General features: G+C 54.9%; 14 protein-coding genes. 5 read left to right on the forward strand and 9 right to left on the reverse strand.

Annotated features, from left to right (window positions below; genetic code table 11):
- The 4 genes from BQ8005_RS02970 to BQ8005_RS02985 all read right to left on the reverse strand — a co-directional run bounded on the left by BQ8005_RS02970 (nt 1) and on the right by BQ8005_RS02985 (nt 9711).
- Nucleotides 1-3606, reverse strand: a complete 3606-nt coding sequence (locus BQ8005_RS02970; protein WP_075316992.1) for a glycosyl hydrolase 2 galactose-binding domain-containing protein — start codon at nt 3604-3606, stop codon at nt 1-3.
- A 246-nt stretch (nt 3607-3852) separates the two neighbouring features.
- Nucleotides 3853-6075 (reverse strand): GH92 family glycosyl hydrolase, encoded by a 2223-nt coding sequence (locus BQ8005_RS02975; RefSeq protein WP_075316993.1) that lies wholly within the window; start codon nt 6073-6075, stop codon nt 3853-3855.
- Between the two features lie 87 nt (nt 6076-6162).
- Nucleotides 6163-7638 (reverse strand): glycoside hydrolase family 125 protein, encoded by a 1476-nt coding sequence (locus BQ8005_RS02980; RefSeq protein ID WP_083610482.1) that lies wholly within the window; start codon nt 7636-7638, stop codon nt 6163-6165.
- 15 nt (nt 7639-7653) lie between these two features.
- Complete coding sequence (locus BQ8005_RS02985; protein WP_075316994.1) at nt 7654-9711, reverse strand: glycoside hydrolase family 20 protein; 2058 nt, start codon at nt 9709-9711, stop codon at nt 7654-7656.
- 682 nt (nt 9712-10393) lie between these two features.
- On the opposite strand from BQ8005_RS02985, the gene BQ8005_RS02990 reads away from it, so the two are divergent.
- The 3 genes from BQ8005_RS02990 to BQ8005_RS03000 all read left to right on the forward strand — a co-directional run bounded on the left by BQ8005_RS02990 (nt 10394) and on the right by BQ8005_RS03000 (nt 13723).
- Nucleotides 10394-11245 carry a DUF6261 family protein gene (locus tag BQ8005_RS02990; protein WP_075316995.1) on the forward strand — a complete coding sequence of 284 codons (852 nt, stop codon included), beginning with the start codon at nt 10394-10396 and terminating at the stop codon, nt 11243-11245.
- Between the two features lie 84 nt (nt 11246-11329).
- Nucleotides 11330-11530, forward strand: a complete 201-nt coding sequence (locus BQ8005_RS02995) for a LytTR family DNA-binding domain-containing protein (RefSeq protein WP_159436194.1) — start codon at nt 11330-11332, stop codon at nt 11528-11530.
- A 78-nt stretch (nt 11531-11608) separates the two neighbouring features.
- Nucleotides 11609-13723, forward strand: a complete 2115-nt coding sequence (locus BQ8005_RS03000; RefSeq protein ID WP_075316997.1) for a dipeptidyl-peptidase Dpp5 — start codon at nt 11609-11611, stop codon at nt 13721-13723.
- 67 nt (nt 13724-13790) lie between these two features.
- Here BQ8005_RS03000 and BQ8005_RS03005 read toward each other — a convergent pair whose 3' ends face one another.
- The gene (locus BQ8005_RS03005) at nt 13791-14903 is read right to left on the reverse strand and encodes a PspC domain-containing protein (protein ID WP_075316998.1); all 1113 of its coding nucleotides are present in this window, start codon (nt 14901-14903) and stop codon (nt 13791-13793) included.
- Nucleotides 14904-14947: 44 nt separating this feature from the next.
- Entirely contained in the window at nt 14948-15274 is a 327-nt protein-coding gene (locus tag BQ8005_RS03010) for a PadR family transcriptional regulator (RefSeq protein ID WP_075316999.1), read from the reverse strand.
- A 304-nt stretch (nt 15275-15578) separates the two neighbouring features.
- On the opposite strand from BQ8005_RS03010, the gene BQ8005_RS03015 reads away from it, so the two are divergent.
- Together BQ8005_RS03015 and BQ8005_RS03020 are read left to right on the forward strand one after the other, a co-directional pair.
- A complete protein-coding gene (locus BQ8005_RS03015) occupies nt 15579-16919 on the forward strand; it encodes a hypothetical protein (RefSeq protein WP_234983989.1) in 1341 nt (446 codons plus the stop codon).
- A 50-nt stretch (nt 16920-16969) separates the two neighbouring features.
- A complete protein-coding gene (locus BQ8005_RS03020; protein WP_075317001.1) occupies nt 16970-17467 on the forward strand; it encodes a GNAT family N-acetyltransferase in 498 nt (165 codons plus the stop codon).
- A gap of 58 nt (nt 17468-17525) precedes the next feature.
- Here the strand turns inward: BQ8005_RS03020 and BQ8005_RS03025 are convergent, their stop codons facing one another.
- The 3 genes from BQ8005_RS03025 to uvrA form a co-directional block, all read right to left on the reverse strand.
- Nucleotides 17526-19049, reverse strand: coding sequence for a peptide MFS transporter (locus BQ8005_RS03025; RefSeq protein WP_075317002.1), 1524 nt, complete (start codon nt 19047-19049; stop codon nt 17526-17528).
- A gap of 70 nt (nt 19050-19119) precedes the next feature.
- A complete protein-coding gene (gene ybaK / locus BQ8005_RS03030; protein WP_021847633.1) occupies nt 19120-19596 on the reverse strand; it encodes a Cys-tRNA(Pro) deacylase in 477 nt (158 codons plus the stop codon).
- Between the two features lie 201 nt (nt 19597-19797).
- A complete protein-coding gene (uvrA, locus tag BQ8005_RS03035) occupies nt 19798-22626 on the reverse strand; it encodes an excinuclease ABC subunit UvrA (RefSeq protein ID WP_075318879.1) in 2829 nt (942 codons plus the stop codon).
- Nucleotides 22627-22637 lie beyond the last annotated feature (11 nt).

The raw sequence follows: 22637 nt of genomic DNA on the forward strand, positions 1-22637 counted from the left end.
CTATTCTACATTATAACCGGACACCTTCAGCAGGGGCGCGTTGCCACGCGTATCCACATCTTTCCAATGCACACGCACCACCTTCGTCTCGCCCGGCAACAACGCAAAGTAGTTGTCGGAATAGAAGATGGGAAGGAACTGCTTGCTGTCCTTGTCGCCCACAATATTCAGACGAACCATCAGCGCCGGGGCGTCCGAACGGTTCTCCACCGTTACTTCGGCCTTCCATTCGCCGTCGTCCCCCTTGTCATATTGGGTCTGTGCACGCAAAGAGACTTTCGGAAGCTGCTTCAGCGCCTGATAGTTGTTCTCCACTTTGCTGCGGTGGTAGAAGTTCTCGGAAACGGCCTTCCCGTTCTCTTCCAGCACCAGCTTGATGAAATGAACCTGGCTCAGCCCGTCGGGGAATTCCAGCTTGATGCACTTCTCGGTCGTGTCTTCACGGCTGTCTACCGTGACTTCCTTCTCCCAGGCTACGGTGGCATCCATGTTGAGCACCTGTACACGGGCCTTCAGGCCGGGACGCAGGCCGGCGTGGTAGTTCACCACCTCCACCTCGTCGGTGGCCGGGTTCCACTGGATGTGCAGCGGCTCGGACGCCTTTTTGATGGCGAAGTACGCCGCCGTCGGCTCGAAGTAGTAGTCGTACGTCTGCCATACCATCGAAGGCCAGCACGAATGGCTCATCCACATCAGCAGCCCCATGCGGTTCTTGCTGCGCGACTCGAAGAGGCTGCGATGGCCGTCGTAGTTCACCCACTGAGCTAGATCGGCAAATTCTTTGGCGCTTTCGGGCTGTCCGTATCCGGTCGCGATAATCTCGTTGAAGGATGTGGCACCCTGTGCTCCTTCCAACGTATAGTCGTGCATACCCCACTGGTCGGACTGCGGCCAGATGCCTTCGGGCGAATAGGTGCGCAGGAAGCTTTCGTAGGTCAACACATTGGGCATACCGCGTTCGCTGTGGAACTTGTCGTTGCCGGTCTCCAGCGTGAAGTAGGTCTTGGCAGGCAACATGCGGTAGGGACCGTGGCCGCTCACCACATCGTCGGCCGAACTAGAAATGTAGTGCATTCCCGGATGTTCTTCCTTCACGATACGGCGCAAAGCCTTGTCGATGGTCTCGGGCGGGAAGCCCTCGTTGCGGCCGCAGTACAAGCCGATGGAGGCATGGCTGCGGATGCGCTTCACATAATCTTCGGCATTGGCGATGAACATGTCGGGATAGTAAGGATCGGGACCGTCGGCGGGATTGGCCAGCCAGAAGTCCTGCCAGATCATGATGCCGTACTTGTCGCAGGCGTCATACAGTTCTTCGTCGCCAATCATACCCACCCAGTTGCGCAGCATGGTGAAATTCATGTCGGCATGGTAGGCCACAGCTGTCTCGTATTCGCGTCCGCGGTAGTTGAGGTTCGATTCGCTGAAGCCCCAGTTACCGCCACGGCCGATGAAGCGCCGTCCGTTGACGTAGAGGTTCAGTACACCGCCGTCTTCGTTGAACGTCATCTGGCGGATACCTACCTTAAAGTCGCGGGCATCGGATACTTCCTCGCCCACCTTGAACGTAAAGTTGGCATCATATAAATAAGGTGTACCATAACCGTTGGGCCACCACAGACGCGGATTCTTCACCTGAAGCTGGGGGAAACGGTCTGCATCGAACACAACGGTCCGCTCCTCGCCCGCCTTCAGCTCCACGGGCTGCTCGAAGGTAACGTCGCCTACCTTGCCCTGCAAGACACCGCTTACATCCCTGCCATCATGGTTCTTCACCACCACCTCAGCTGTCAGACGGGCCTGTGTGGTATCGAGCAGAGCGAACTGGGTCTGCACGTAGGGATCCTGCACGGTCACCTTGCCGGTTGTTGTCAGGAAGACGTCGTTCCAGATACCGATGTTACGTCCGCGCATGGTGGGTATCCAGTCCCAGCCGATGGTGGCATGGAACGTGGGGTTGTCCGCACCGAGGATACCACCGTTGAAGTCCGTGCTCTGTTTGTTCTTTTCCTTGATGGCACCGATGTGCGCGTTCTTGATGATTTCTACAGCCAGCACGTTCGTACCTTCCTTCACGCAGTCCGTCACGTCGAACTTGCCGCGGATGAAGGCTCCTTCCAGGCGACCGACCTGCTTTCCGTTCAGGTAGACATTCGCCTTCCAGTTGATGCCGTCGAAGTTCAGGAATATGCGGTCGCGCTTGAACGAGGGCGCCACCTGGAACTCGTTGCGATACCAGAAGTTGGAGTTGAAGAACGATTCGGATATCATCAGCTGGTTGTCGGCGTAGTTGGGGTCGGCCAAGGCTCCCACGTTCTTGTAGGAAGTGAGTACCGTACCCGGTACCGTAGCCGTCACCCATCCTTCGGTCTTGTAGGCAGGCGAAGCAATTTCCACACCGCCGGCCTGCACCTCGGAAGCGCGCTGCAACTGCCAGCCGCCACCTGAAAGTGTCAGCCGTCCGCCAGCCGCCTCGGGCATGGCTGCCGCACGGGGCAGCAATCCGCCACGTCCCATCACCTCCAGTTCGCTCAGGATGTAGCGTCCGCCATCGACCGACCGGTCCATGCAGACACGCACGTAGCGCGCCTTGCCCCGAACGGCTATCTCGTCCGTCAGTCCCTCACCGCCGGGCAGCGGGGCCGCGTCGGTCCAGGTCTGTGCATCGCCCGAAGTCTGTATCCGTCCCTCGACGGCCTTATTCACCCAGTGAAGGATCACCTTGTCAAATTCTGAATGTGAGCCCAAATCTACACTGACCCACTCCTCGCCCGCCGTAGCGCTCATCCAAGTGCTTGTAAAGAATTGCGAGGGCTTCAGGTCCACCACTCCGTCGGCATTGGAGAACTCCACTTCGTGGAAGGTCCACTCGAAAGCACCCTTCATCCGCAGACGGATGCGATAGGAAGTATAGGCCGTTGTGTTAGTAAACTCAAACGTTTCTTCCAACCGACGCATCGGCATGGAAACGGTACCAGTCTGCTTGTTGGGATCGTTCACTTCTACTCGACCGGAACGAGCCTTGCCGGGCAGTCCGGCCCCCTTGTTCACGGCCAGAACCGTCCAAGTAGTACCATCGTTCGAGGCTTCCCACGTCATTTCGTAACCACCCTGAGCCGCCTTGTCATCGTAAATCAGAGTACCGGTCACGATCGCACGACTGATAGTCTTGTTATAATTATGCATGCTGAACAGGAAGAAGGCCTCCTCGCCGCGCACGGTGTTGCGCGAATAGGGACCTCCGTCTATCATCCATTCCCGTTCTCGCTTAGGCACACTGCCTTTGGCGGTCTGGAGGTCGAAATACTGGGGAGCGCGGTCGGTCACGATGCCGTCAGTCAGCAGTTGCGATGTCAGGTTATAGTCATAGGCAGAGGATTGGTACGTGGCACGCAGGAGGGCCAGATTGCGGTATTGGTCTTCATCAGGCAGGAGCTCAGGCGAAAAGTCTTCCTGGGGACTACCCGGATAGACGCCGATGCCTCGGGTATAGTAGTCGGAACGGAGGAACCCTTCCGAAGCTGTACGCACATCGGAACAGCCGGACAGTAGCAACAAAGCTCCTACTCCGCCATACATAAAAGCGATGTTTTTTTTCTTTTTCATAAGAACTTAATAGACAATTAGATTATTAAGAATAACAAAACCGCCCTTTCCGGACGAAAAGGCTATCGGCTTCCGGACAAGGCGGCTATCTAAGATTAGATAAGGTAATTATCTGCTAGCGAATAAGGAGTTTATCTACCGACGGATAAAGTGATTATCTGCTAGCGGATAAGGAATTTATCTACCGACGGATAAAGTGATTATCTACCAGCAGATAAAATACCTATCTGCCGGTAGATAAGGTGCTTATTCTTCCAATGAATGGGGTCTATCCGCTACGTCGGCACCAAATGCCTTGTTTGGTTCTCTACCCATCTCGAAGCTCAGCGTACCACCCTTCATGATGTCCTCGTAGCTGATGTAGCTCTTCGTGTAGGGCTCGCCGTTCAGGCGTACGGACTGGATGTACTTGTTGTCCTTGCTAGCGGCCGGAGCCTCGACGGTAAAGGTCTTTCCTTCCGGTAGGTTGATCGTGACTTTCTCAAAGCGTGGACTACCGAAAACGAATATACCATTGGACGGATTCACTTGATAGAGGCCCAAAGCAGAAAGCACATGCCAAGCGGACATCTGGCCGCAGTCCTCGTTACCGATAATGCCTTCGGGCTGGTCGGTATAGAAGTTGTGCTGGATGTAGCTGACTTTCTCTGCCGTCTTCCACTGCTGCCCGGCATAAGCATAGAGGTAGGCCACGTGGTGGCTGGGCTCGTTACCGTGGGCATACATGCCAATCAGACCGCTGATGTCGGCCGAAGCATGTTCGCCCATGTCGCCTTCGGCTACAAAGAGCGAATCCAGCTTGCCCACAAAGCGTTCGTCGCCGCCCATCAGGCTGATGAGGCCTTCGGGATGCTGGGGCACGAAGAAAGTATAGTGCCAACCATTGCCCTCACAGAAGTCGCCCCAACCGTGAATGGACTGGAAAGGATCGTAGGGCGTACGCCAACTGCCGTCGTCCATCTTCGGACGGATGAAGTTGATGCTCTTGTCGAAGTATTGCTCATAATAGTGTCCGCGCTTCAGGAAGGTGTCGTAAATGTCCTGTTTGCCCATCTTCTTCGCCATCATGGCCAATCCCCAGTCGCCTACAGCATACTCCATGGCGATGGAAGTAGCTTCTGGCATCTTGTCGCAAGGGATCCAACCCTTTTCCAACACGTAAGGCACGCCGCGCTGCTTCTCGTACGTGGCCGAAGCAACCATAGCGTTCAAAGCACGTTCGGAGTCGAAGCCCTGGAAGCCTTTCAGATAAGCGTCGGCAATGACGGGAATGGCGCTGTAGCCCGGCATCTGATTGGTTTCGCCTCCCACCAGCGGCCAGATAGGCAGCTTGCCCTGCTGGTCGTAGATGCTCAGCATGGAGTTTACCATGTCGGGCACCAGCTGCGGCCGGATGATGGTGAGCAGCGGATGAAGGGTACGGTACGTATCCCACAACGAGAAAGTGGAATAGTTGGTCCAGCCATCTGCCTTATAAATTTTGTCGTCGTGACCGCGGAACTCTCCGTTTACGTCGGCATACAGTGTCGGAGCAATGAACATGTGATAAAGGCTGGTGTAGAAAATCTTCTTGCCTCGCTCGTCAGTACTCTCCACGTCAATGCATGACAACATCTGGTTCCAGCGCTTTTCGGCATCCGTGCGCACCTTCTCGAAGTCCCATCCGGGCTGCTCAGCCTCCAGATTGGCCAGTGCGTTGGCACAGCTCACGGACGACAAAGCCACCTTCAGCTGCACGTTCTTCGGATTATTCTTGAAAGTCAATACACCCTTCACGGCCTTACCCGTCAGCGTGTCCTGACCGGCCGGCGTATCGTCGTCGAATACGGCGACACTCTCAATGGGTTGTTCGGACTTCAACACGAAGAACACTTTGTGCTGCGGGCTCCATCCCTTGGAGAAGCGGTAGCCCTCCACCGTATATTCGTCCACACGCTTCAGTCCGGTCTCGTAGGCACGGTCGCCGTTGCCTTCCTTCAGGTTCACAAGCAGACGCGGCGTTCCTTCGGGATAGGTGTAGCGGTGAATGGCCACACGGTCGGTAGCCGAAAGCTCGGCACGCACGCCGTTGTCCATCAGCAATGAATAGTAGCCGGGAGCCACTTCCTCGTTCGCGTGCGAATAGTAGGTCGAGCAGGTGCCTTCGATGTTGTCCTGTTCGCCACGGGCCGTACGGACCTCGCCCACGTAGGGCATCAGAAGCACGTCACCCAAGTCGGCACAGCCCGTGCCGCTGAGGTGCGTATGGCTGAAGCCGATCAGCACGCTGTCCGAATAATGATAGCCCGAACACCAGTCCCAGCCTTTATGGATGTTCTGCGGCCCAATCTGCACCATGCCCAGGGGAACACTGGCGCCGACAAAGACATGTCCGTGCTCGCCCGAACCGATGTAGGGGTCTACGTAGCTGAGGTAGTCCTGCCCCGCTACTTTGTTTTCTTTCTGCGAAACGCAGGCGGACGGCAGCATAGCCAGCAGTCCGCATAGCACTACACTTGTAGTAAGTGAAAGGATTTTCATATCGTTACGATTGTTTTTCTTTGAGAGTTATATTCATTAAAGGCTGTTCAGCAAATCCAACTTGCCTTCGTCGATCAGTTTGATGATCAGTTCGCCAAACAGCGTGTTCTGCCAGGCAAACCATTTGCGCGTGAACTTCTCGGGATTGTCCTTGTGGAAGGATTCGTGCATGAAGCCCGTACCGGCATCGGTCGCCATCAGCATGCGGAGACAATCCTTAATCTCTTCGTCGTCCTGGCTGGTGAAGGCTTTCATCATGATGCTCATGGGCCACACCATGTCGTAGCCGATATGCGGTCCGCCGATGCCTTCGCCTGCCTTGCCTTTGAAGAAGTAGGGATTGTCCTCGCTCCACACGAAGCGGCGGGTGTTCTGATAAACAGGATCATTCACATCGACATCGCCCAGATAAGGCAAGGCCAAGAGGCTGGGCACGTTGGCGTCGTCCATCAGCATGTGGCTGCCGTAGCCGTCCACTTCGAAAGCATAGATGGTGCCGTACTTCGGATGCTCGCACGTGGCATACTTCTTCAGCGCCTGCTCCACTTCGTCGGCCAGGTCGGTGCACTGGCGGGCCAGGTCGGCGTTCTTGTTCACTTCGGTCAGAATCTCGGCAGCCTTCCGCAAGGAGGTCACGGCAAAGAAGTTGGACGAGATGAGGAAAGGCAGTGTCGTGGCGTCGTCCGACGGACGGAAGATGGAAACAATCAGCCCCACGGGATTGGCAGGGGCGCCCCAGCCGTCGGTGATGGTAGGGTCCGTGGCGCGCTCGGTCTTGCGCTGGAAGCGATACGGGCCTTTGCCCTCCTTGCGCTGCTGCTCCTTGAAGGTGCGCAGGATGTTTTCGACGGCCTTCAGCCAGTTTTCGTCGAAGATGCCGGCGTCGCCCGTCACTTTCCAATAGTGGTAAGCCAGACGCAAGGGATAGCACAGGGAATCGATCTCCCACTTGCGTTCGTGCAGCTCGGGCTTCATCGCGGTGCGGTCGGTCTCCCATTCGCTGCCTTTCGGTCCGTCGTTGAAGGCGTTGGCATACGGGTCGAGGTTGATGCACAGGAACTGGCGGCGGATCACTCCCTCGAGCATGGATTTCAGCTTGGGATCTTCGTTGGCGAACTGCACGTAGGGCCAGACTTGTGCGCCCGAGTCGCGCAGCCACATGGCGTGGATGTCGCCCGTATAGACAAAGGTGTCGGGCTTGCCGTCCAGCAGGCGGAAATGCACCGTCGTGTCCAGCGTGTTGGGAAAACAGTTCTCGAACATCCACGCCAGGTAGGGATTTTTCAACAGTGCCTTGATTTCGGCAATCTTCTTCTCGATGATGTCAGACTGGAACAGCCGGTCGGCCGGCGACGGGCGCTGGCTGACGTAGCGTCCCACGTTATCTTTCGGCGCCGTGAAGGCCACTTCTGAAAGCGGTGCAAAAGCATGGATTGTGGTTTCGGCGGCAACCGTGCCCGAAGCCGCTCCCGACAGGAGCAGGGCGGCTGCCCAAAGTTTCTTGTTTGTCATAGATACCTTATTATATTATTTGATTACGATTTCGTCGGTAAACATCCAGCCCATCACTTCGCGGTTCAGCAGTCCCTGGAAGTGGACGTAGCGGGCCTTGGCGTTGCCTTCCCAGCGATAGTTGCGGAAGGTGAGCCGTTCTTCGGTCACGGGGACGTCTGTGGCGATGCGTTTCATTTCGGTGAAGGTCTGTCCGTCTTCGGAGAGGGAGATGACGACTTCTTTCGGAAGCCAGACTTCGGGACCGCGCAGTTGCAGGAAGTCAGCTTCGACCAGCTTGACGTCCGTCACCTTACCCAGGTCGATGGTTACGTCGACGTCCTTGCACAGGAAGCCCTGCCAGCGTTTGTCGCCATACGTCCAACCGCCGCGCACGCCGTCGGTCAGCGTGGAGTCGCCCGAAGCCGGATAGGCCGACGACCAGGGCTGGGCATACGTGACGGGGCAATGCAGGCCGAGGTGCTCCACAGGCTGGAGGGACTCGGGACGCTCGCCCACCTCCTTGCTCAGGTCGAAGGGATGGTAGCCCTGCGACTGCAACCATTGTACTTCCTTCAGCGCCGCCTGGCGGAAGCGCGGCCAGTCCTTATGCTCGGGTGCGGTCCACGCCACTTCGGCCAGGGCCAGCAGACGGGGGTAGATCATGTATTCGGCATGTTCTTCGGTAGGGATGTATTCGGTCCAGACGTTGGCCTGCACGCCCTTGATGAACGTCTTCTGCGCGTCGGTCAGTCCGGCGGGAACGGGGTCGTAGGAATAGACTTTCGCAAGCGTCAGGTAGCCGCCGATGGCTTCGGGCTGCGTGACGGGGGCGTCCTGATAGGCGTCGAGGTAGCAGAATTCGCCGGGCGTCATGATGACGTCGTGTTCGGCCTTCGCCGCCGTGATGCCGCCCTGCTCGCCGCGCCAGGACATTACCGTGGCACTGGGTGCCAGGCCGCCTTCGAGGATTTCGTCCCAGCCGATGAGCTTACGGCCGTGGTCGTTCAGGAATTTCTCGATGCGGTGTATCAGGTAGCTCTGCAACTCCTTCTCGTCCTTCAGCCCTTCTTTGCGGATGCGGGCCTGACACTTCGGGCATTTTTCCCAGCTGTTCTTGGCCGCTTCGTCGCCGCCGATGTGGATGTATTCCGAGGGGAAGAGGTCCATCACTTCGAGCAGCACGTTCTCGAGGAAGGTGAAGGTCTCATCGTTGCCGATGCACAGTTCGCCGTTCTTGTAGGGCTTGCCCGAACAGGAGAGTTGCGGGAAGACGGCCAGCACTTCGTCCGAATGGCCGGGCATCTCGATTTCGGGGATGACGGTGATGTGCAGCCGGCGCGCATGTTCGAGCACCTGGCGCACGTCGTCCTGCGTGTAGTATCCGCCCTCGGCGCCCTCGGCGTCCTTGAGGCAATATCTGCGGTCGCCCTTCCACCAGGCTTTCCAGTTGGGATAAGGGCGATAGGCGGTCTGCTCCGTCAACTGGGGATAGCGCTTGATTTCCAGACGCCAGCCCGCGCCGTCGGTCAGGTGCCAGTGGAAGCGGTTCAGCTTGTAGCGCGCCATGGCGTCGAGCTGCTTCATCACGAACTCTTTTGAGCGGAAGTGGCGCGACACGTCCAGATGCAGGCCGCGGTAGCCGAAGCGAGGATAGTCGCTTACGCGGACGAACGGCAACGAGAAGCGGCCGCCTTCGTCGTCGGCCAGCTGAAGCAGCGACTGGAAGGCGTAGAACAGGCCGGAGGGCGTGGTGGCTTCGGCACGGACACCGTCGGCGCCGACCGTCAGACGGTAGCCCTCGGCGGAGGATATGCCCGACAGGGAGTCTACGCGCTCGAAGCGGAAAGCCGCGCCGGCATCCCCGGAAGCCGTCAGGCGGAAAGGCGAGGAGGCAAGGACGGCAGAGAGGTCGTCGAGCTCGCTGCCCGACAGGTTGGAACTGAAAGCGCCGCCTGCCGCAAAGATGTAGCTGCCCGCCTGCACGTCGCAGGACTGGGGTTGCGGAACGATGGCTACAGATTTTTTTTCGGAAGTGCCGCATCCCATCAGCAGAAGACACGACAAGAACAAAGTCAACTGAATTTTTTTCATGGTCTATAGATTAAGTAATGTTGTTTCTTACCTTCAGCGGCCTAAATTACGAAAAATATTTGGAATACCGCCGGATTATGCCGATTTATCTTACTTCTGCCCACGGATTATGCGGATTGACAGAGAAAATGCTTATCCATTTTTTTCACAAAAAAATTGTCTGTTCTGATGTTTTTTTGTACATTGGGCGCAGAATGACGGACATTCCGACGGGGCGTACAGGCATTCGGAGAGACTTTCGAAATGTTCGACGGGTTGCCCGAACGCTCCGAGAAGCTTTCGGAAAGTCCGACGGAGCATCCCAATGCTCGGAGAAGCTTTCGAAATGTTCGACGGAGCGTCCCAACACTCGGAGAAGCTTTCGGAAAGTCCGAAAGTCTCTCCCAACGCTCGGAAAAGCTGTCGGAAAGTCCGAAAGTCTCTCCCAACGCTCGGAGAAGCTTTCGGAAAGTCCGACGAAGCGTCCCAACGCTCGGAGAAGCTTTCGGAAAGTCCGACGGAACATCCAAACGCTCGGAGAAGCTTTCGGAAAGTCCGCTTGGCTGTCCCAACGCTCGGAGAAGCTTTCGGAAAGTCCGACAGGCCGCCAGAATGTTCGGAGAGACTTTCGGACATTCCGACGGAAAAACAGAATGAGAAACCTATAAAAAACTATTTATTAACTTTAAAAACAAGTACTATTATGCAAATCATCACATCGCAAGTTCCCTACACGAGCAAGGCCCGCAACGCGGAACACGACTACCTGTTCAACAAACTCGTCGAAGCCATTTCGAAGGAATTCGCCACGAAACACAACTTCCTGGCCTACCACCAGCGCATGACCGCCGCCCTGGCCGACGAAAACGCCAGCTACACGCGCACGACGAAGTACGTCGACACCGACACGCTGGTGCAGAAAGACAACGCGCGCGACAACCTCTTCCGCCGCCTGAAGCTCCACCTCCAGTCCGCCGAGCTCGACCCCGATGCCGACGTGGCTGCCGCAGCCGCACGCTGCCTCGAAGCCGTCGGCTCGCAGAACCCGACGACCCTGCCCTACACCGAAAACACTGCCACCGTGCGCGACATCGTCGACAAGCTAGAGTCCGACCACTACGCCCCGTCGGTAGAGCAAGTGGGCGCCGCGCAGCTCGTGGCCGACCTGAAGGCGGCGAACAACGACTTCGACGCCCTCTACACCGCCCGCGCCGACGAACGCTACGCGCGCAACACCTCGGCGCCCGACATGAAAGTGGCCCGCGTGGCGATGGAAGCGGCCTATGCCGACGTGGCCGACATCGTGAACGCCCTCTACATCCAGTCGACCGTTCTCGCGCCGGACGAAGAGACGCTGGCCGAAGTGACCGCCATCGCCACGACGGTGAACGCCCTCATCTCGCAGTACACGCTGGTACTCTCGCGCCGCGGCGTGGGCAAGACGACAGACGACACCACCGACACCGACACGCCGGATGAAGGCGGCACCGACACGCCGCAACCCGAACCCGAAGAGCCGGGCGGCGACGAGGGCGAAGGCGGAAGCCCTCTATAATGGAGAATGGAAAATGGAAAATTGAGAATGGAAAAGGGGGCGCAAGCCCCTTTTTTTATGTACATCCGCCATCCCGTACATGAGATGCGGCCCCCCCTCGCGCCGGACGGCCGAAATCCCTGCCAGTTCTTCCGCGCCAACCGCCAGTATATCGTGGCCCACAAGGCGGTTACCGGCGTCAGCCTGTGGTTTGGTGGACGTATGGTGCTCCAGCTCACCCCTCCTACCGACGAAAAGGTCCTCATCAGCAAGGCACGTGTCCCTGCTTTTAGGGAATGGTTCTAATAATCGGAAGAAAACAATGTTTTTTCAGGACGAATGCATACCTTTGCAGACAGACAATCATAACGAAAAAACATTTATATGAAACCAACCAACCTTTTACTTATGTCAGCAGTGATGACACTGGCTTCGTGCGGCAGCTCGTCCGAAGCCACCAAAGAAGGCGATGCAGACCTCATCGGACGTTCGGATATCCGCATCGAGAACCGCCGCATGACGCCCGAAGCCCTCTGGGCCATGGGACGCATCGGAAGTGTAACCCCTTCGCCCGACGCCAAACAGGTGGCTTACACCGTGAGCTACTACAGTGTGCCCCAGAACAAGAGCAATACCGAACTTTTCGTGATGAACGCCGACGGCAGCGCCAATACGCAGCTGACCCGTACGACGTGGCACGAAGGCCAGCCCACCTGGATCAAGGGAGGCACCAAGTTGGCTTACCTGAGCAGTGAAAGCGGCAGCAGCCAGGTGTGGGAAATGAACCCTGACGGAACGGAACGCCGTCAGCTCACCGACTACGAAGGCGACATCGAAGGATTTGCCTTCAGCCACGACGAGAAGCGTCTGCTCTTCATCGCCCAAGTGAAAACCGTGCCCAGCACACAGGACAAATATCCCGACCTGGACAAAACGACAGGCATCATCGTCACCGACCTGATGTACAAGCATTGGGACGAGTGGGTAACAACTGCCCCACATCCGTTTGTAGCCGACTTCGACGGATCGGCCATCAGCAACGTGCAGGACATCCTCGAAGGCGAACCCTACGAAAGCCCCATGAAGCCTTTCGGCGGTATCGAGCAACTGGCCTGGAGTCCCGACGGCAAAGAAGTGGCCTACACCTGCCGCAAGAAGACAGGACTGGAATATGCCATCTCCACCAACTCGGACATCTATATTTATGACGTAGCCAGCAAACAAACCCGCAACATCACCGAGGAAAACAAGGGCTACGACACCAATCCGCAATACTCGCCCGACGGCCGCTACATTGCCTGGCAGAGCATGGAGCGCGACGGTTACGAAGCTGACTGGAACCGCCTTTTCATCATGGACCGTCAGACGGGCGAAAAGAAGTTCCTCAGCCAGGCCTATCCCTCGAACGTCGACTCCTTCGTGTGGAACAACGACTCGCAGGGCATCTACTTCCTGGGCGTATGGCACGGCGAAGAACAAATCTACTACATCGCCCTCGACCAGCCCGAACAGGTGGTACAACTCACCGAAGGCATGCACGACTACGGCTCCATCGCCCTCTGCGGCGACAAGCTGATGACCACCCGCCACTCCATGAGCATGGCCGACGAAATCTATGCCGTAGACAAGACGCGCAAAGGCGATGCCTTCGCACAGGCCAAGCAGCTCACAACCGAGAACAAGCACATCTACGACCAGCTCGACATGGGCCGCGTAGAAGGCCGCTGGATGAAGACCACGGACGGCAAGCAGATGCTGACATGGGTCATCTATCCGCCCCAGTTCGATCCCAACAAAAAGTATCCTACCCTGCTCTTCTGCGAAGGCGGACCGCAAAGCCCCGTCAGCCAGTTCTGGAGCTACCGCTGGAACTTCCAGATCATGGCGGCCAACGACTACATCATCGTGGCTCCCAACCGCCGCGGCCTGCCGGGCTTCGGAGTGGAATGGAACGAGGCCATCAGCGGCGACTACGGAGGCCAGTGCATGAAGGACTACTTCACCGCCATCGACGAAATGGCCAAGGAACCGTTTGTCGACAAGGACCGCCTGGGCTGCGTAGGTGCCAGCTTCGGAGGCTTCTCCGTCTATTGGCTGGCCGGACACCACGACAAGCGTTTCAAGGCCTTCATCGCTCACGACGGCATCTTCAACATGGAGATGCAATACCTGGAGACGGAAGAGAAATGGTTTGCCAACTGGGACATGGGCGGTGCATACTGGGAAAAAGACAACGCCACAGCCCAACGTACCTTCGCCAACTCGCCTCACAAGTTCGTGGACAAGTGGGACACGCCCATCCTCTGCATCCACGGCGAGAAAGACTACCGCATCCTGGCCAACCAGGCCATGGCAGCCTTCGATGCCGCCAAGATGCGTGGCGTGCCGGCCGAACTACTGATTTATCCCGACGAAAACCATTGGGTACTGAAACCCCAGAACGGCGTGCTGTGGCAACGCGTGTTCTTCGAATGGCTGGACAAGTGGCTGAAGAAATAAGAAACGGAAACGTACAAAAAGAGGCACCGGAAGATGCCTCTTTTTTATATGATATAAACAGCTGTCGTCACACCGACATATATTCCTGCCCCATATAGAAGTCAGGGAAGGACAAGCCTCCCAACGTGAAACACAAAGCAAACACTATCGCACTGACTATCCAGAGTATCAGCAGCGTCCACTTTAACCCACCGGCCATAGGCTGCCATTTCAACAGGTTGCGGAACAGGGCATGCAGCAGGCTGAACAACGGAATGGCTACCAGCAGAATACCGGCAATGTACATTGCAATGGCCTCGAATGGTGAAGCCGGTAACACAAAGTCCATTGTAGGGAAAAGTGAGAACAGAGCTGCTCCACCGCCTACAGCCACCATGATAGCCGCAAACAGCAAAGCGACAAACGCAATGCCTAAAGCAAACAGCACCGGGCTACAGATAATAATCAGGACGATCAGTCCCACTTTCAGAATCCACCCGGCCAGCGTCACCAGCGCATCACCCATTCGTTGCAGCATCGTACGAGGCTTGTCGGAACGCATGTAGCTGTTCACGCCGTCAGCCATCCGCTCAAAGCCTCCGGTCACCGTCTTGCCAATGTTCTCCACCGTTACCGCCTCGCCGTGCATACTCAGCTTCTCGGCAGCTGTGCGCGCCTCAGGGATAATCAGCCAACAAACAATATAAATAGGTATCAACGTGCCGTAACCGAAAATCAGAATGACGAACAGCAGCAGACGCACCAGCGTCGTGTCCCAGCCCAGATAAGCCGCCAGACCACTGCACACGCCTCCCAACATCTTGTCATCAGGATTTCGAAACAGCCTGCGACGTACCTTTACTGTCTCCTCGTTCCGTGTCCATGAACCGGCTCCATATCCTCCACCACTGCTCGCTGTATGTTTCTCCTCTCCGTCAGCGTCATCCATCTCTTCAGGCTTACCCATGCGTGCTATTACTTCTTCTACATCGCCCAAGGTAATCACTTGGCGATTTCCAGCCAGTTTCTCGGCCAGCAATTCAGAAATACGGCGTTCGATATCGTCTACAATCTCGTCCGCACCAGCTTCCTTGCGGAAATGCGACTTCAGATTCATCAGATAATTATCCAACAGACGGTAGGCATCTTCATCGATGTTGAACACCGTTCCGCCCAGATTTACAGTCAAAGTCTTTTTCATTGTGATATGTTTGTTTTAAAAGTTTCCGATATTCATTTTCATTTTTAGTTCCGGCGAATATGTTCCACCGTTTCGTTCAATTCTTGCCAGGCAGTCTCCAACTCCTGTAAGAAGTTCTCTCCCTTCGCTGTCAGCCGATAATATTTTCGGGGTGGTCCCTGTGTCGATTCTATCCACTCATATCCTAACAGATCATCGTTCTTCAGACGCGTCAGCAATGGATAGAGTGTCCCTTCCACTACAATCAGCCGGGCTTCTTTCAGTTTCTGAATGATGTCGGAAGCGTAGGCCGGCTCCTTGTGCAGCAACAGCATAATGCAATATTCCAGCATTCCTTTACGCATCTGCGACTTTACATTGTCTACATTCATACTCTATCTTCTTAATCATTTAGTTTACTTACTTATTTTGTATGACACAAATATATGTATAATATAGGTACCTTGCATTACATAATACTATATATTAGTATATATTAACGCAAAAAATATCTGTATACATACAGATTGAGGAGTAGAAAGAAAACATCTTTTTATCGTATCAGTTTGCACATCCCGGAAAATGTTGATACCTTGCAGGAAAATTTAATCTATAGAAACAATGATCCTACCATTAAGAAAGACTTATACACACATTCTGTGCCTGGGAATAGCCTGCTGCACACTTTCCTCCGCTATGGCACAAAAGGAAGACCAGACTTTGAAAGAAAAGTATCAGAAAGAAATAACCTCCTTTTTCGACCAGCGACTGAAAGATGATACAATCACTTTCAGTACAACCATCCGTATGAAATGGAAAGAAACAGACGACATGAAGCAGGCTGTATGGCAACTATGGAAGGAATCCAATGAAGCTTTCAAAGAAGAAAAACTACCTGCTCTCTCCCCCCTCTCAGATCAATCGGCAAGCAGTTGGAAGCTGCCCCAGGAATTGGAACCACATGCCACGTTGAATTTCTACTGGGGGTGGAAGAAAACGGCTGAATCAACAAGCACTGAACAACGACTCCCCCTGTTCCTCTACCTTCACGGCTCCGGCCCCAAAGCACAGGAATGGGCTACCGGACTGAAGATATGCAGCCGCTTTGACGATGCACCCTCCATCTACTTCATCCCACAGATACCCAACGAAGGTGCCTACTACCGCTGGTATCAACGCGCCAAACAATACGCCTGGGAAAAACTCCTTCGACAGGCGCTGCTGTCTGAAGAGATCAATCCCGATCGTATCTACGTATTCGGCATCTCTGAAGGTGGTTACGGCAGCCAACGGCTTGCCTCGTTCTATGCCGACTATTGGGCGGCGGCAGGTCCCATGGCGGGCGGCGAACCCTTGAAGAACGCTCCAGCCGAAAACCTGAGCAACACAGCTTTCTCCCTCCGCACAGGTGCTGAAGACAAAGGCTTCTACCGCGACCGTCTCACCCGTTACACTGCCGAAGCGCTGGACAGCTTACAACATCTTTATCCCGACCGCTATAAGCACTGGATAGAACTGATCCCTGGTCGCGGACATCACATCGACTACTCACCCACTACTCCCTGGCTGAAACAACATGTCCGCAATCCCTACCCCAAACACTTCTGTTGGGAGAACTTCGAAATGGACGGACGCTACCGTCAGGGATTCTACAACCTACGCGTGGAGCAACGTTCGAATGCCGACAGCAATACACGCACCCGCTACACACTGGACATTGAAAGCAACCAGATTTCATTGGCCATTGACGAAGTGACCTACCGCACTACAGAAATCGATCCGCAATGGGGTATTGAACTGAAATTCGCTAAAACGTACCAACCTGCCCAGCGAGGAAAGGTAACGATCTATCTCTGCTCCGAACTAGTAGACCTAGACAAGCCAGTCACACTGACGGTCAACGGACGCAGTGCATTCAAAGGCCACGTAAAACCCGACGTGAAGCATCTGGTGAACAGTTGCGCTACCTTCTTTGACCCGCAGCGCCTCTATCCTGCCGCTATCGAAGTGGATCTGGAAACGCTGGAACAACTATAATCTGACAACCGAGAACACATTTTGTCGAACCATTAAAATACAAACACGCAATGTTTACCATTCGAAAAGCAGATACTGCCGACTGCCAGCTCATCAACAAGCTGGCCTGGCAAGTTTTCCCTGAAACCTACAAAGACATCCTGACCCCAGCACAGATTGACTACATGATGGACTGGATGTATTCTCCTGAAAACATCCGCAAGCAAATGGAAGAAGAAGGCCACGTCTACCTGCTGGCCTACGAAGAGTGCGAAGCAGCGGGCTACGTATCCGTCCAGCCCGAAAGCGAAGACCTCTTCCACCTCCAGAAGATTTATGTGCTGCCCTACTTCCAGAAAGCACACTGCGGCAGCTTCCTTTTCCGTGAGGCCATCAAGTACATCAAGGAAGTACATCCCGCTCCCTGCCGCATGGAGCTCAACGTGAACCGCCACAATCCTGCCCTCGGCTTCTACCAACACATGGGTATGACGAAGGTACGTGAAGGTGATTTTCCTATCGGTAACGGCTACTACATGAATGACTATATCATGGGAATGGAGTTATAAAGAAAGTGGGGCAGGATTTTCCTGCCCCACTTTCTTTATATCCTTATATCAATATCAATTAAGCTACTTTTTCCAATTTCTTCATTACAGAGAAGATGAACAGAGCAGCCAGCAGGCAGAGGCCCATCAAAACGCCCCATACGATCCACAGGTTAAGATCGCCCCACAACCAGGCTGCAACGGCTGTCAGATAGTTACCGATGGCAGTAGCCACAAACCAGCCACCCATCATCATACCCTTGTACTTCGGAGGAGCCACCTTCGATACGAACGAGATACCCATCGGAGAGAGCAACAATTCACCAAATGTCAATACCAGATAAGTAGACACCAGCCAGTTGGGCGATACGAACGTAGCTGTACCAGCCTCTACGGCAGCAGCCTGAGCATTAGGAGTCAGCAGACCAAAGGAAGCAAACATCATCAGTACATAACCGCAGGCAGCCACCAGCATACCCAAACCGATCTTGCGCGGAGCAGAAGGTTCCTTGCCCTTACGTGCCAGCGAACCGAAGATTGCCATCGATACCGGTGTCAGCGCTACTACAAAGAAGGGGTTGAACTGCTGGAAGATAGGAGCATCCACCGGCGTAGCACCCTCGATAGCGGAATAACGATATACCAGGAAGAGGACTGCCAGCAGGATAACGACACCCGAAATAGCCTTGCCCTTACCCGTCTTCGACTGGAAGAGAGAGAACAGAGCATATACGATGAAGATGACAGCTACCAGATTCCACACGCTGAACATCATGCTCTCGAGTCCTACTGAACTCTTGGCTGTAAATTCATCGGCAAAATATGTCAGTGTCAAACCGTTCTGATGGAAAGCCATCCAGAAGAAAATAACCACAGCAAATACCAGGCAGAGAGCCACGATACGATCTTTCGTCTCACGCGGAGAAAGCTCTTCGACAGCTGCGTCCTGCTTGCTGCCGGCTTTCTTGCCGCTGCCTTCTACATGCTTGAAGGTGCTACGGAAACCGTAATAGATAGCCATGGACACAATCAGTGACACACAAGCCACGGCGAAAGCAAAGTGATAGGAGTCGTTTACACTCACACCCCAGCTTTTCTGAGCATATTCCATCATGGCTACAGCTGCTGTAGGAGCAAACAAGGCACCGATGTTGATGGCCATATAGAAAATACTGAAAGCCGAATCGCGCTTGGAAGCATATTCGGGCGAGTCATACAGATTGCCCACCATTACTTGCAAATTGCCTTTGAACAAACCCGTTCCGCTGCTGATAACCACCAGTGCAGCAAACATGGCGATCATTCCCATCGTACTGCTGCCCAACGGGAGTGCCAGCAGCACGTAGCCTGCAAACATGGCGACGATACCGATCTTCACCATCTTGCCGTAACCGAACTTATCGGCCAGGATACCACCGATGAACGGGAGGAAATAAACTAATGCCAGAAACGTAGAATAAATAGTGCCGGCCATGGCTGCCGACAAACCAAAGTTGGCCTTCAGAAACAAAACGAAGATGGCCAGCATCGTGTAGTAGCCGAAGCGTTCGCCTGTGTTGGCGAGCGCCAAAGCATAGAGACCTTTAGGTTGCCCTTCAAACATAATGTTGTAGAAATTAAGATTAATAAATTGAGTTATTTTGCGCAAATATAAGACATTTGCCCCATATATCCTAAAAAAGCTGACAAACTTCCGCTCCCGTTTCCCGAATCAAATCCTTCGGATCGAGCTTCAGCTGAAGACCACGCTGCCCCGCACTGATATAGATGTAGGGAAACTGGAGGCACGTCTCGTGGATGTACGTGGGGAAAGGCTTCTTCATCCCGATGGGCGAACAGCCGCCACGGATGTAGCCCGTCAGGGGCAACAGTTCCTTTACGGGGATGAGGTCGCACTTCTTGTTGCCCGACACCTTGGCGGCCAGCTTCAGGTCCACTTCGTGTTCGCCGGGGATGACGCAGACGAAGTGGCCCGTCTTGTCGCCGTGCAGGATGAGGGTCTTGAACACACAATCTATATTCTCACCCAGGCTGGCGGCTACGTGTACCGCGCTCAGGTCGCTTTCGTCCACCTCGTAGGGGATCAGTTCGTAGGCTATCTTGGCCTTGTCCAGCAGCCGGGCTGCATTGGTCTTATTGATCTTCTTCATTGTTCTTTCCTATATTTCCGAAGCTATGCATTGCTTCAATCCGTTTGTACTCTCAGTTCAACGCCTTTGTACTGCCAGTTTAATAGCTTTAAACTATCAGTTTACTGCCTTTAAACTGGCAGTTTAATCCGTATAAACTGACAGTTTATTTTCCTTAAACTAAAATAAACTCGTATTTCTCTGACAAACAACACCTTCCTGTTACATCCCTAATTCCTCTTTCAGGAACTTCGGCGTATATCCCTTGCCACTCATCGCCACCTCCTCGGGCGTGCCGCGCGACAGGACTTCTCCCCCGCCCTTGCCGCCTTCGGGACCCATGTCGATGATGTAGTCGGCCATCTTGATGACGTCCAGGTTGTGTTCGATGACAATCACCGTATTGCCCTTGTCCACCAGCCGCTCCAACACATTCATCAGCACGCGGATGTCCTCGAAGTGCAGACCCGTGGTGGGCTCGTCGAGGATGTAGAGTGTCTTGCCCGTGTCGCGCTTGGACAGCTCCGTGGCCAGCTTGACGCGCTGGCTTTCGCCGCCCGAGAGTGTGGTACTGGACTGTCCGAGCTTGATGTAGCCCAGGCCCACGTCCTGAATAACCTTGATTTTGTTCAGTATCTGCGGCACGTTCTCGAAGAACTCCACGGCGCGGTTGATGGTCATGTCGAGCACGTCGGCAATGGACTTGCCCTTGAAGCGCACCTCCAGTGTCTCGCGGTTGTAGCGCTTGCCGTGGCACACCTCGCAGGGCACATAGACGTCGGGCAGGAAATTCATCTCGATAGTCTTGTAGCCGTTACCCTGACAGGCTTCACAACGGCCGCCGCTCACGTTGAACGAGAAGCGTCCGGGCTTGTAGCCGCGTATCTTCGCCTCAGGCAGGCCGACGAACAGGTTGCGGATGTCGCTGAACACGCCTGTATAAGTGGCAGGATTGGAGCGCGGCGTACGCCCCAGGGGCGACTGGTCGACGTTCACCACCTTGTCGATGTATTCCAACCCTTCGATGCTGTCGTAGGGCAAGGGGTCTTGCAAAGAACGGTAGAACTTCTGCGAAAGGATGGGTTGCAGGGTTTCGTTGATGAGGGTGGACTTTCCGCTGCCCGACACACCCGTCACGCAGATGAGCTTGCCCAAGGGGAACTCCACGTCCACATTCTTCAAGTTGTTGCCACGAGCTCCGCGCAGCCACAGGCTGTGTCCGTTACCTTTGCGTCGCTCCTTAGGCACCTCGATGGCACGTTCACCATTCAGGTATTGCGAAGTCAGCGTATGCGTCTGAAGCATCTGGCGGGGCGTACCTTCGAACACCACTTCGCCACCCAAGCGCCCTGCTTTGGGGCCCATGTCTATCACGTAGTCGGCGGCCAGCATCATGTCCTTGTCGTGCTCCACCACGATGACAGAGTTTCCGATGTCGCGCAACTCCTTCAGCGAATTGATCAGGCGCAGGTTGTCACGCTGGTGCAAGCCGATACTCGGCTCATCCAAGATATAGAGCACGTTCACCAGTTGCGAACCGATCTGCGTGGCCAGTCGGATGCGCTGGCTCTCACCGCCGGACAGGCTCATCGAACTGCGGTCGAGCGAAAGGTAGTCCAACCCCACGTCGAGCAGGAACTTCAGACGGGTGCGTATCTCCTTGAGTATCTCCACGGCTATCTGCCGTTGCTTGTTGCTGAGGTGTTCTTCTACGTGCATCAGCCATTCGTAGAGTTCGCTGATGTCCATCGTGGCCAGCTCTTGAATGTTCTTGTCGTGGATGCGGAAAGAAAGAGCCTCACGGTTCAGCTTGGCTCCGTGGCACTCAGGACAGGTGGCCGTACGGGCAAACTGCTCCGCCCACTTCTGTGCCGTAGGCGAAGGATCTCGCTCCTGCAACAACTGGATGTACTTCACCACGCCTTCGTAGGTTGTGAAGTAGTCCGACGAAGTACCCACCAGCTGGCTCTTGATCTTCAGCCGTTCGTCCGAACCGTTGAGTATCTCGTCGATAGCCTCGTCGGGCAGATCCTTGACCGGCGTCTTCAGATTGGCATCATACTTCTCCAACAACGCTTCGATCTGCCAGAAGATCATGCTGTTCTTATATTTTCCCAACGGCACGACGGCTCCGTTGTACACGGACAGTTCACGATCGGGGATCACCTTGTCGATGTCTATCTGGTTCACTACGCCCAACCCCTTGCATCGGGGACAGGCACCTTGGGGTGAGTTGAACGAGAAGTTATGGGGAGCAGGCTCCTTGTAGGACAGGCCCGTCACGGGGCACATCAGTCGTTTGCTGTAATGGCGCACGCTTTCCGTCTGCGCGTCCAGTATCATCATCAGCCCGTCGCCCTGACGCATGGCCGTAGCCACACTGCCTTTCAGCCGCGTATCGTCCTTGTCGGCCACCACCAGCTTGTCGATTACGACTTCCACATCGTGGTTCTTGTAGCGGTCCAGCTTCATGCCTGGAAGTGCTTCCTTCAGTTCGCCGTCCACGCGGACATAGAGGTAACCTTTCTTCCTAACCTGTTCGAACAGTTCCTTGTAGTGTCCCTTACGGTTGCGCACCAGCGGAGCAAGCAGATAGATGCGCTTGCCTTTGTACTCCTTCAGAATGAGATCCAGAATCTGTTCCTCCGTATATTTCACCATCTTCTCGCCGCTGAGGTACGAATAGGCCTCGCCTGCCCTGGCATAGAGCAGACGCAGGAAGTCGTAGATTTCGGTTGTGGTGCCCACGGTAGAACGCGGGTTCTTGTTCGTCGTCTTCTGTTCGATGGAGATGACGGGGCTCAGACCCGTTATCTTGTCCACGTCAGGACGCTCCAGATTACCCAGGAAGTTGCGGGCATAGGCCGAGAACGTCTCGATGTAACGCCGTTGTCCCTCGGCAAAGATGGTGTCGAAAGCCAGCGAAGACTTACCGCTACCGCTCAGCCCCGTGATGACTGTCAGGCTGTTTCGCGGAATCTGTGCGTCGATGTTCTTCAGATTGTGTACCCTGGCTCCGTAGACATTGATATATTCGTTTTCTTCTTGCATATCCGACTGCA

Source organism: Bacteroides togonis (genome assembly GCF_900130135.1).
Classification (GTDB): Bacteria; Bacteroidota; Bacteroidia; order Bacteroidales; family Bacteroidaceae; genus Bacteroides; species Bacteroides pullorum.

Bases quoted from the DNA above. Each gene is read 5' to 3' on its own strand.
- BQ8005_RS02970 (WP_075316992.1), bottom strand. From the start codon at position 3,606: ATGAAAAAGAAAAAAAACATCGCTTTTATGTATGGCGGAGTAGGAGCT.
- BQ8005_RS02975 (WP_075316993.1), bottom strand. From the start codon at position 6,075: ATGCTGCCGTCCGCCTGCGTTTCGCAGAAAGAAAACAAAGTAGCGGGG.
- BQ8005_RS02980 (WP_083610482.1), bottom strand. From the start codon at position 7,638: ATGACAAACAAGAAACTTTGGGCAGCCGCCCTGCTCCTGTCGGGAGCG.
- BQ8005_RS02985 (WP_075316994.1), bottom strand. From the start codon at position 9,711: ATGAAAAAAATTCAGTTGACTTTGTTCTTGTCGTGTCTTCTGCTGATG.
- BQ8005_RS02990 (WP_075316995.1), top strand. From the start codon at position 10,394: ATGCAAATCATCACATCGCAAGTTCCCTACACGAGCAAGGCCCGCAAC.
- BQ8005_RS02995 (WP_159436194.1), top strand. From the start codon at position 11,330: ATGCGGCCCCCCCTCGCGCCGGACGGCCGAAATCCCTGCCAGTTCTTC.
- BQ8005_RS03000 (WP_075316997.1), top strand. From the start codon at position 11,609: ATGAAACCAACCAACCTTTTACTTATGTCAGCAGTGATGACACTGGCT.
- BQ8005_RS03005 (WP_075316998.1), bottom strand. From the start codon at position 14,903: ATGAAAAAGACTTTGACTGTAAATCTGGGCGGAACGGTGTTCAACATC.
- BQ8005_RS03010 (WP_075316999.1), bottom strand. From the start codon at position 15,274: ATGAATGTAGACAATGTAAAGTCGCAGATGCGTAAAGGAATGCTGGAA.
- BQ8005_RS03015 (WP_234983989.1), top strand. From the start codon at position 15,579: ATGGCACAAAAGGAAGACCAGACTTTGAAAGAAAAGTATCAGAAAGAA.
- BQ8005_RS03020 (WP_075317001.1), top strand. From the start codon at position 16,970: ATGTTTACCATTCGAAAAGCAGATACTGCCGACTGCCAGCTCATCAAC.
- BQ8005_RS03025 (WP_075317002.1), bottom strand. From the start codon at position 19,049: ATGTTTGAAGGGCAACCTAAAGGTCTCTATGCTTTGGCGCTCGCCAAC.
- ybaK (WP_021847633.1), bottom strand. From the start codon at position 19,596: ATGAAGAAGATCAATAAGACCAATGCAGCCCGGCTGCTGGACAAGGCC.
- uvrA (WP_075318879.1), bottom strand. From the start codon at position 22,626: ATGCAAGAAGAAAACGAATATATCAATGTCTACGGAGCCAGGGTACAC.